This window comes from Klebsiella sp. OBRC7, assembly GCF_000293135.1.
Lineage (GTDB): Bacteria > Pseudomonadota > Gammaproteobacteria > Enterobacterales > Enterobacteriaceae > Klebsiella > Klebsiella michiganensis.
Map to the genome: position 1 here is coordinate 1 of NZ_ALNJ01000034.1, position 10,765 is coordinate 10,765.

6 protein-coding genes and 2 pseudogenes are annotated in these 10,765 nt (G+C 48.4%); 3 read left to right on the forward strand and 5 right to left on the reverse strand.

Annotated features, from left to right (window positions below):
- The 5 genes and pseudogenes from HMPREF1144_RS09240 to HMPREF1144_RS09260 all read right to left on the reverse strand — a co-directional run.
- A pseudogene (locus HMPREF1144_RS09240) lies at positions 1–239 on the reverse strand (IS110 family transposase); the annotation flags it as partial.
- A gap of 334 nt (positions 240–573) precedes the next feature.
- Positions 574–1,596: an IS110 family transposase gene (locus HMPREF1144_RS09245; RefSeq protein WP_009652586.1), complete on the reverse strand. Its 1,023-nt coding sequence runs from the start codon at positions 1,594–1,596 to the stop codon at positions 574–576.
- 354 nt (positions 1,597–1,950) lie between these two features.
- Positions 1,951–2,946, reverse strand: coding sequence for a glycosyltransferase (locus tag HMPREF1144_RS09250; protein WP_009652583.1), 996 nt, complete (start codon positions 2,944–2,946; stop codon positions 1,951–1,953).
- A 60-nt stretch (positions 2,947–3,006) separates the two neighbouring features.
- Positions 3,007–3,834: a universal stress protein gene (locus HMPREF1144_RS09255; protein WP_004207021.1), complete on the reverse strand. Its 828-nt coding sequence runs from the start codon at positions 3,832–3,834 to the stop codon at positions 3,007–3,009.
- Positions 3,835–3,852: 18 nt separating this feature from the next.
- Positions 3,853–5,331 (reverse strand): SulP family inorganic anion transporter, encoded by a 1,479-nt coding sequence (locus tag HMPREF1144_RS09260; protein WP_009652585.1) that lies wholly within the window; start codon positions 5,329–5,331, stop codon positions 3,853–3,855.
- Positions 5,332–5,756: 425 nt separating this feature from the next.
- On the opposite strand from HMPREF1144_RS09260, the gene HMPREF1144_RS09265 reads away from it, so the two are divergent.
- From HMPREF1144_RS09265 to HMPREF1144_RS09275, 3 genes and pseudogenes are all read left to right on the forward strand, one after another.
- The gene (locus tag HMPREF1144_RS09265; RefSeq protein ID WP_004207019.1) at positions 5,757–6,380 is read left to right on the forward strand and encodes a recombinase family protein; all 624 of its coding nucleotides are present in this window, start codon (positions 5,757–5,759) and stop codon (positions 6,378–6,380) included.
- 54 nt (positions 6,381–6,434) lie between these two features.
- A complete protein-coding gene (locus HMPREF1144_RS09270) occupies positions 6,435–9,419 on the forward strand; it encodes a Tn3 family transposase (protein WP_009652582.1) in 2,985 nt (994 codons plus the stop codon).
- A 78-nt stretch (positions 9,420–9,497) separates the two neighbouring features.
- Positions 9,498–10,501: pseudogene (locus tag HMPREF1144_RS09275) on the forward strand (IS110-like element IS4321 family transposase).
- Positions 10,502–10,765: the final 264 nt, after the last annotated feature.

The following is a 10,765-nucleotide window of genomic DNA, read 5'->3' on the forward strand; positions in this document are numbered from 1 at the left end:
ACAAATTGTGGTGATATCAGCTTTGGGGAATGCCCCAACTCTTCCAACTTGCGTGCCATAAAGTGAGAACCGCCACAGGCTTCCATTGCGATGGTTGTAGCGGGGCATGTCGCCAAAAATTCGATCAACTTTGGCCGGGTAAATTTTTTACGGTAAACAGCCTTCCCGCGACGATCCTGGCAATGAATATGGAAAGAGTTTTTACCCAGATCGATACCAATGAGCGCAATGTTTTCCATGATAGTTCTCCGAATGAAAGCCTGTCCTCAGCATAGTACCGGGAAGGAGGGAGTGACCATCTCATTAAATATCCTACTATAAGGGCTTCCCCGAACAGTCAACGCCGGTTTTTAATTTCTGTCTGTTCATCAATGAAGGGCAAGGGATAAGACTGCGCTACTATAAACGGTCACGTTGAATCTCTATTGATTCGGACCCTGATGAAAGACGCTCGTGAGATCCTCCTTCGCTAATCGGATAGGGATATCCAGTAGGATATGCAGATACTTCTCACGGGGGTCTAACCCTTTACCATCAACGAGTTGCAGTTCAGTTACTACACAGTTAAATTTTTCATGTTGCCGAATACAGTTTGAAGTCATCGCCGTAATGTAATGATGCCCAGCACAACCTCGCATTCTTGGCAGCGATTGCAACGACAGCACGCCAGTATCCCCGCCTGCCAATCAACGAGCAGACCCAACGGCTAAACGAGTCCGTTCTATTCTCTGCCCCTATCATCACAGAACGAGCTCCCTGTACCAGCAGCGTTCTCAGATATGAATCACCGGCTTTCGTTATTCTGCCAAGCTTTGATTTTCCACCACTGCTGTATTGCGATGGCGTTAACCCCAGCCAGGCTGCCAGTTGGCGCCCGTTTTTAAAATCATGTGCGTTGCCAATACTGGCGACCAGTGCGCTCGCTGTTGTGGGGCCAATACCTTTCAGTTCCATTAACTGCTGGCTGCGATGGTCTGTTTTGGCCACACGAGATAATACCCTGTCATATTCGGCGATTTTTTCTTCAATATTAGTTATATGAGCCAATAGATCATCAATGCAAAGCCTGACCTGTACTGGCAGAGTTTCCCTCTGGTCAGAAACAATATGACGTAGAGCATCAGTGCTTTGTGGGGCGATAATCCCAAATTCGGATACCAGACCCCGAAGACGGTTATACGTTGCCGTTCTTTCCTGGATAAATCCCTGCCTTGTCCGATGCAAGCACTGCATTGCCTGCTGACTTTCGTCTTTGACGGGTACAAAGCGCATATGCGGCCGCTGCACAGCCTCACAAATAGCTATTGCATCAGCTGCATCATTTTTCCCGGTCTTACCCGCCATGCGATAGGGTGAGACAAATTTTGGGGCCATCAACCGGACATCATGGCCATACTGCCTGAATAATCTTGCCCAATAGTGGGCACCCGAGCAGGCTTCCATTCCAATTACACAGGGAGGTAAACCTGCGATGAGTTCAGGAAGTGCTGCACGTGACACCTTGGGTTTAACCAGAACTGCTTTACCATTTTGGTCAACGCAGTGAACTGCAAACACATTTTTAGCAAGATCGATACCGACAGTAGTGATGGTCATAACGAATCTCTCTGGGTCAATATTTACCCCATGATTGCACGAAAGTTAATCAGGTGCATATCCAGGGGAAGTCCCTTCCATTCGCTAAGCCTATTTTTCGTACAGATTACTTCATGGGTCTATGGTGATAGCTAAAAAATCACCAATACTACCTCACGAGTATGTTGATAGCTCATCGTACCCCGTATCAAGTTTGCATATACCAAGGAAGCGGAGACGAAAGACCACCTATTACTGAGGGATCCCCAGTAATGGGAGGGTAAAATGAAAGGTATAGTGCTACCAATTACTCACCGTCAGTCACGTATCGCTGGATTAACTACGGCATTCGCAGCGAGATAAGTATTCCCCATGTTAAGCCAATAGCAATATAATTATCCATTTTAATTTCGGGCTAGCACCAGTGAATTTTTTTGTTTTTACGAAAACTTTCAGTAAAAAGAAAATATCACTAAGGCTATATACACCTTTTATTAAATCTTTATATGCTATTTCTCTAACAAATAACCGCCTGATTTTTTCTTTGTCCCTCACCTTTTTTCTATATAAACCTAGAAAGTGTCTAGCCTCATACAGGGCATGCCTAAACAGCGATACGCTCAAATCATTATTTTTTATCGACTTTGCGTGACCGATGGTTTTAGATATTACATCAATATAGCATTCTGCTCGGACGTCGAAATAATCACCGCGATTTGTGATGGATTCATTATTGTACTTGTAGGTGTAGTCCATATCTTTTGATATGTAGAAACGCCCATTTGCCAACGCCAATTCCATCGTCCATAAAATATCTTTATGACTCCGGCCATCATGAAATGACAGATTGTTATTCCTGATATAGTCAGATCTAACTATCTGTAACCAAAGGTAATGTGGCCATTCCCTGACTTTTACTGCGTGACTCATCCACGCATTGCCGGATAAAACCTCATCATAAGGCTGGTTAGTATGCACGGGTTTTTTATTATCGCCTTCATGCCAAAGCTTCCAGGCATTGGACAAAAGCACATCAGCATTATGGCTGGAAGCCTGGATATACCTGTTATAAATGAATCCTTCAGACACATCGTCATCGGCATCCAGAAACATGACCCACTGGCCTTTATGCTTGTCTAATCCATTATTTCTGGCCGCGTATACACCTTTATTATTTTGTTCAATCACTTGAACCCTGCCATCCTTTATGGAGTTAATTATCGTTGACGTGTTGTCTGAGGAGCCATCGTTAACGATAATAACTTCAATGTTGATCCTGTCTTCTATCAAGATATCTTCGATCAAGGATTTGATGGTTTTTTCTGCGTTGTAAACGGGGATTATTACACTCACCGCAATTTCATGTTTCATGTTCACTCCAGTAAATTGAACGTATTTATTTGTCCCCGGAGTTATTTCCGGGGACAAAAATCACCTCAGCATTAAGAGTGGAATTTGTGTTTTTTCCAACATGGCGGTGGTGTTGCTGCCGATAAAGAATCGCCGCAATGGCGAATGGCCATAGGCACCCATCACAATCAGGTTAATGCCGTTTTCATTAGCGTAACGGCAGAGCGCATCAGCAACGGATGTACCTTCCAGTATGTGGCTTTCGGTCGTAATGCCAGCCTCTTGCAGCACATTCTGTGCTTCCTGCAAGGTTCGTGTATCCCCCTTAACCATCACGATGTGGCAAACCAGACCATTGAGTAGCGGGCTAAGTGTCAGGCGCGTCAGGTTTTTGCGACTCTCATCGCTGCCATCATAGGCGAACATAACTTTGGTCGGTGTAGAATAAGCCTCCGGCACGATAAGTACCGGTTTTTTCTGCAGCCGAATAATTCTTTCTAGGTGGCTGCCAACCGGGTTCTGCGTTCCACGGCGGCCCAGCACCATCAGGCGAACATCCCCTAAATCAGCCAGGATTTCATCCAACGCGCCATGTTTTTGCAGTAATTGAACATCAGCATGACCGGCATCATTCAGCAACTCCGCACAGCCAGCCAGTATGGCTTTGCCCTGCGCCATTAATAACCGACTACGCTCTCCTTCAACTTTCACCAGCTCTTCGGTGAGATGAGCCTGGCTATCAATGCCGATGCTTCCGGTCAAATCTGACACGGCAGGATGCGCATCTTTCTCCAGTACGTGCAGCAGCGACAGAGGTGAATCCAGCAGAGCAGCGGCCCATGCCGCGTATTCACAAACCGCTCGGGTCGACGGCGAACCGTCAACGCAGGCAATAACGGTATTATTCATTATCTGTTCTCCTGACTGTTAATGGCCGCCCATTAATTTTTCCACTTCTTCGGGTTTGTCATGCACCCCAAAGCGGTCAATAATGGTGCGGGTAGCCTGATTCATGCCACGGATTTCTACATCCGTACCTTCACGGCGGAACTTAATGACCACTCTGTCGAGTGCGCTGACCGACGTAATATCCCAGAAGTGGGCGTGCGAGACGTCAATGATCACATGCTCCACCGCTTCACGGAAATCGAAGTGGCTCATAAACCGATCGGCAGAGGCGAAAAACACCTGGCCGGTTACGGCGTATGTCCGCGTTGACGCTTTGAGTTCGGATGACACCGCCATAACACGGGACACTTTGCTGGCAAAGTTCAGTGAGGCGATCAGCACACCAGTCAATACGCCATACGCCAGATTATGCGTTGCTACCACCACGACTACGGTAGCCAGCATGACGACGCTGGTTGACAGTGGGTGGCTGCGCAAGTTGGTAATAGAGCGCCAGGAGAAGGTGCCAATAGAAACCATGATCATCACCGCTACCAGGGCCGCCATTGGGATCTGCGAAACCCAGTCACGCAGGAAGACCACCATACAAAGCAGGACGACGCCTGCGGAGAGTGCGGAGAGACGCCCACGCCCCCCGGATTTCACGTTGATCACCGACTGGCCGATCATCGCGCATCCGGCCATACCGCCAATAAATGCAGCGCCAATGTTGGCAACCCCTTGAGCCTTACACTCCCGGTTTTTATCGCTCGGCGTATCGGTCATGTCATCCACAATGGTCGCGGTCATCATCGACTCAAGCAGCCCCACCACAGCAAGGCCGGCGGAATAAGGCAGAATGATTGATAGGGTATCGAAATTAAGCGGCACATCGGGTAACAGGAAGACCGGCAGACTGTCCGGCAACTTGCCCATGTCGCCGACGGTGCGTACGTCCAGATGCAGCCACATGGAGATCCCGGTCAGCACGACGATACAGACCAGCGGCGAGGGGATGGTTTTATTGAGGTACGGGAACAGATAAATAATGCCTAGACCGGCCGCCGTCATGGCGTAAACGTGCCAGGTGACGTTGGTCAACTCCGGCAACTGCGCCATGAAAATCAGGATCGCCAAGGCATTGACAAAACCGGTAACCACCGAGCGCGAAACATAACGCATCAGACTGCCAAGCTTTAAATAACCAGCAATAAGCTGAATCACACCAGTAAGCACAGTAGCGGCCAATAGATACTGTAGGCCGTGGTCTTTCACCAGCGTCACCATCAGCAGTGCCATCGCGCCGGTTGACGAAGAAATCATTCCTGGACGCCCACCGCAGATAGCGATTATCAGCGGGATACAAAACGCAGAGTAGAGCCCGACTTGCGGGTCAACGCCGGCGATGATGGAAAAGGCGATCGCTTCAGGAATAAGCGCAAGCGCGACAACAATACCGGCCAGTACGTCACCACGGACGTTACCCAGCCAGTCCTTACGCGTCGAGGACAGCAACATAGTATTTTCTCAGTTTTAGAATACAGTCAGCCCGTAAAGGGCAAAAAAATTTAGATACGATAAAGCACATCCGCAGACGGGATGTTAAAGAGTGCGTGCTGAGGGTTACTCAGAACGACAGAGAAGGGGAAAACTCAGGGTGGCGTCATACGCATGGTCGTTTTTATTACTCCTTGATGGTCGGTGTGTACACCTTCAGGGATCAGATAAACCAGATGAAGATATTCAAGGCTGGCCGCGGAGTCTGCCAAGGCAAACCGCGTATTACTATAAACGAAACTGAAACAGGGTCAATCATGGATTAAATGTGCCATTAATGTATACCTCAATGTCATAGCCTAAAGTGCCGCCATTTTCCCCTTGGATCATCACCTATCTGTCACGTACATTATGATCATCACTTAAACGTCATAAATGGGTGAAAAATGTACATTCACGGTTACCTCCGCGCATCAACAAAAGAACAGGATGCTCTCCGAGCAAAAAATAGGATGAAAGCCTTTGTTGAAGAAAAAGGATTTCGACTGGCCAGTTGGTACACCGAAAATGTATCCGGGGCATCACTTCAACGGCCAGAACTTTTACGGCTACTTGATGATGCTGCACCTGGTGACATTATTCTCATCGAGCAAGTTGATCGCCTTTCTCGCCTGGATGAAGAGGGCTGGCAAAAATTAAAGCATCTTATCCAGGAAAAACACCTTGTGGTTGTCAGTCTTGACCTCCCGACGAGCCATATGGCTCTTGCAACACATGCTGGCGATGATTTTACCCTTGCAATGCTTAAGGCTATTAACGGAATGATGCTTGATATGCTGGCCGCCATAGCTCGCAAAGACTATCAGGATCGTCGCCGGCGCCAAGAGGAAGGGATAGCGAAAGCCAAGGTAGCCGGTAAATTTCGGGGACGTCAGGCAGATCATCAATTGCATGAAAAAATCATAGAGCTTCGGGTTAAAAATAGACAGAGCATCCGTGATACCGCGAGGTTGTGTGGAGTTTCAGAACGAACGGTTATACGCATTGTTAAACTTAAAGCATGTTCTTGATGCGTATACTTTGAACGTCCAAGCGGACAGTGTCCGTATGCAGGGAGTGCATTTATGCCACGGCGACAGATACTGAGTAGTGATGAAAAAGAACGCTTACTGGTTGTGCCGGATGATGACATCCTGCTAACCAGGATGTGTTTTTTAAGTGAGCAGGATCTGGTTCTCATCAACAAACACCGGAGACCCGCTAACCGCCTGGGCTTTGCCATTTTACTCTGTTATCTGCGGGGACCGGGTTTTACTCCAGACAAAAACAGTCTCCCTCACGATGGCGTTATGTCCAGGGTGGCAGAGAGATTGAAACTTCAACCTGATTTATGGCGAGAGTACGCAGCGAGGGAGGAAACCCGTTGGGAGCATCTTGCCGAACTCTATCGCTACTTGCGATTAGCGCCTTTCAGCAGGTCACTGCAAAAAACATGCATCCGCCATTTATATCCGCATGCCATGCGGACCGACAAAGGCCTGATTCTTGCTGAAGAGATGCTCGCCTGGTTGCACAACAACAACGTTATTTTCCCTTCCGTTGATGTGATGGAGCGAACCCTTGCTGAAGCCGCAACACTTGCCGACAGAGCCGTATTTTCTACACTGACGACGCAACTGGAACAACGACATAAAACAGCACTGGATAATCTGCTTGCATCAGGTGATGAGCAACTTTCCCGTCTTGCCTGGATGCTTCAGCCCCCGGGTAAAATTAACGGTAAAAACGTGCTGCAACATATTGATCGGTTGAATGCCATTGAGGGGTTGGCACTGCCGGAAGGTATTACGCTTTCCGTTCACCAGAACCGACTGCTGAAACTGGCACGCGAAGGTCGGAAAATGAGTAGCAGGGACTTGGCAAAATTCTCAGGCACACGTCGTTATGCCATGCTGGTTTGTATTATCTCAGAAGCAAGGGCCACGCTTACCGATGAAATCATCGAACTACACGAACGTATCCTGGGCAGCTTGTTCAGCAGGGCAAAGCGCACACAAGCCGAACGGCTTCAGAAAACAGGAAAACTCATCCAGAGTAAGTTAAGGCAATATCTTACTGTTGGCCAGGCGCTGCTAAACGCACGGGAGTCAGGAGAAGATCCCTGGGCGGCGATAGAAGACGTACTTCCCTGGCCGGAATTTATCACCAGTCTGGAGGAAACACAGTTTCTGGCTCGAAAGGATAATTTTGATCCACTTCATTTGCTCACCGAAAAATACAGCACGCTGCGTAAATATGCGCCCCGTATGTTGTCTGCATTGCAGTTCAGTGCAGCTCCTTCAGCACTGCCACTCGGTAATGCGCTGGATACCGTCAGAGAAATGTACCGCAAACAACTCCGCAAGGTTCCGTCAACAGCGCCAGTAAAGTTTATCCCTGAGAGCTGGAAAAATTTGGTAATAACGCCATCGGGTATCGATCGCCGGTATTATGAATTCTGTGTACTGAATGAGCTGAAAGGCGCATTGCGATCTGGTGATATCTGGGTTAGAGGATCACGACGCTACAGGAATTTTGACGATTACCTCATTCCTCCTGCTGATTTTGAAAAATCACTCAAAGAGAAACAGTTACAGCTTGCCATTCCGACAGACTGCCAGGAATACCTTCACTCCCGTATGACACTGCTGGCGTCGCGACTGGAAGAGGTCAATGCGATGGCGATTGCCGGTGATTTGCCTGATGTTGATATATCGGACAAAGGTGTGAAGGTCACGCCTCTTGATAACAACGTTCCTTCGACTGTATCACCGTTTGCCAACCTGGTTTACGGCATGCTGCCGCACCCAAAAATTACCGAGATATTAGATGAGGTGGACAGTTGGACGGGATTTACCCGCCACTTTACTCACCTCAAAAATAATCACGTCAGACCAAAAGACAAAAAGCTGTTACTGACCACCATCCTGGCAGATGGTATCAACCTGGGACTGACTAAAATGGCAGAATCCTGCCCAGGAACCACAAAAGCGTCGCTGGAAGGCATTCAGGCATGGTACATCAGGGATGAAACGTATGCAGCCGCGCTTGCCGAACTGGTGAATGCACAAAAAAAGTGCCCACTGGCAGCATCATGGGGGGACGGTACAACGTCATCCTCCGACGGCCAGAATTTTCGAGTCGGAAGTCATGGCCGCTATGCCGGACAGGTGAATTTAAAGTACGGTCAGGAACCCGGCGTGCAGGTTTATACACATATATCAGACCAATACAGCCCATTTTATACCAAAGTGATCAGCCGGGTCAGGGACTCTACCCATGTGCTGGATGGGTTGCTCTATCACGAAAGCGACCTGGAAATTACGGAGCATTACACCGATACAGCGGGTTTCACTGAACATGTTTTTGCGCTAATGCATCTACTTGGGTTTGCATTTGCACCAAGGATCCGGGATCTCCATGACAAACGGCTATTCATTCATGGAAAGGCGGAAAAATATTCTGGGCTTCAGTCGATCATATCCACGACCAGTCTGAATCTCAAAGAAATTGAGACACACTGGAATGAGGTACTGCGCCTGGCGACCTCGATCAAGCAGGGCACGGTAACCGCCTCGCTGATGTTAAAAAAGTTGGCCAGCTACCCCAAACAAAACGGCCTGGCAAAAGCGTTACGGGAAATTGGCCGTATCGAGCGAACGTTGTTTATGCTGGACTGGTTTCGCGATCCGGCCCTGCGTCGTCGTGTGCAAGCCGGTTTAAATAAGGGTGAAGCCCGCAATGCGCTTGCGCGGGCCGTTTTTATGCACCGGTTGGGTGAAATAAGAGACAGGGGGCTGGAAAATCAAAGCTATCGCGCCAGTGGGCTGACGCTGTTGACTGCGGCGATCACGTTGTGGAACACGGTGTATATAGAAAGGGCCATCGAATCACTAAAACGAAAGGGGCTCCAGATTAATGAGCCGTTGGTTTCTCACCTGTCCCCTCTGGGCTGGGAGCATATCAACCTGAGCGGAGATTACATCTGGCGTAATAATCTTAAGCTGGGATCCGGTAAATATCGACCGTTACGCACAGTTGATGTCAGTCTGTACAAAAAACAGGCTTAGCGTAGGATATTTAATGAGATGGTCACTCCCTCCTTCCCGGTACTATGCTGAGGACAGGCTTTCATTCGGAGAACTATCATGGAAAACATTGCGCTCATTGGTATCGATCTGGGTAAAAACTCTTTCCATATTCATTGCCAGGATCGTCGCGGGAAGGCTGTTTACCGTAAAAAATTTACCCGGCCAAAGTTGATCGAATTTTTGGCGACATGCCCCGCTACAACCATCGCAATGGAAGCCTGTGGCGGTTCTCACTTTATGGCACGCAAGTTGGAAGAGTTGGGGCATTCCCCAAAGCTGATATCACCACAATTTGTCCGCCCGTTCGTTAAAAGCAATAAAAACGACTTTGTCGACGCCGAAGCTATTTGTGAAGCGCATCGCGTCCGTCTATGCGTTTTGTGCAGCCCAGAACGGAATCTCAGCAGGCAATGCGGGCTCTGCATCGTGTCCGTGAATCCCTGGTTCAGGATAAGGTAAAAACAACCAATCAAATGCATGCTTTTCTGCTGGAATTTGGCATTAGCGTTCCCCGAGGAGCTGCCGTTATTAGCCGACTGAGTACCATTCTTGAGGATAATAGTTTGCCTCTTTACCTCAGCCAGTTATTGCTGAAATTACAACAGCATTATCACTATCTTGTTGAGCAGATTAAAGATTTGGAATCCCAGTTGAAACGAAAGTTGGACGAAGATGAGGTTGGACAGCGCTTGCTGAGCATTCCCTGCGTCGGAACACTGACAGCGAGTACTATTTCAACTGAGATTGGCGACGGGAAGCAGTACGCCAGCAGCCGTGACTTTGCGGCGGCAACAGGGCTTGTACCTCGGCAGTACAGCACGGGAGGTAGGACGACATTGCTGGGAATTAGTAAGCGAGGTAATAAAAAGATCCGAACTTTGTTGGTTCAATGTGCCAGGGTATTCATACAAAAACTGGAACACCAGTCTGGCAAATTGGCCGATTGGGTCAGGGATTTACTGTGCCGGAAAAGCAACTTTGTCGTCACTTGTGCTCTGGCAAACAAGCTGGCCAGAATAGCCTGGGCCCTAACGGCACGACAGCAAACTTATGTAGCATAACGGCAGAAATACACCGGTTTAAAGAATTACTGATCTGGTTTTGCGAATACTGATATTGATGATACTAACGGCCCACCGGCCTGTTGAGGAACCTGTAAAACGGAAAGGCTCATTGAAGCCGTATATTTTCTGGAGGTTCATCAGGCGCGGAACTCATCAAGGCGCGGGAATAAAATCCCATTCAGACGCCGGATAGATTCAAGCAAGCCAACTTGTCGTCAAAATCGGTGTTGCAAAAACGGGAGTGACCATAGATTCCGTTTT

Excerpts from the sequence above, each read along its gene's own strand:
- HMPREF1144_RS09260 (WP_009652585.1), bottom strand. The coding sequence starts at position 5,331 with ATGTTGCTGTCCTCGACGCGTAAGGACTGGCTGGGTAACGTCCGTGGT.
- HMPREF1144_RS09250 (WP_009652583.1), bottom strand. The coding sequence starts at position 2,946 with ATGAAACATGAAATTGCGGTGAGTGTAATAATCCCCGTTTACAACGCA.
- HMPREF1144_RS09255 (WP_004207021.1), bottom strand. The coding sequence starts at position 3,834 with ATGAATAATACCGTTATTGCCTGCGTTGACGGTTCGCCGTCGACCCGA.
- HMPREF1144_RS09245 (WP_009652586.1), bottom strand. The coding sequence starts at position 1,596 with ATGACCATCACTACTGTCGGTATCGATCTTGCTAAAAATGTGTTTGCA.
- HMPREF1144_RS09265 (WP_004207019.1), top strand. The coding sequence starts at position 5,757 with ATGTACATTCACGGTTACCTCCGCGCATCAACAAAAGAACAGGATGCT.
- HMPREF1144_RS09270 (WP_009652582.1), top strand. The coding sequence starts at position 6,435 with ATGCCACGGCGACAGATACTGAGTAGTGATGAAAAAGAACGCTTACTG.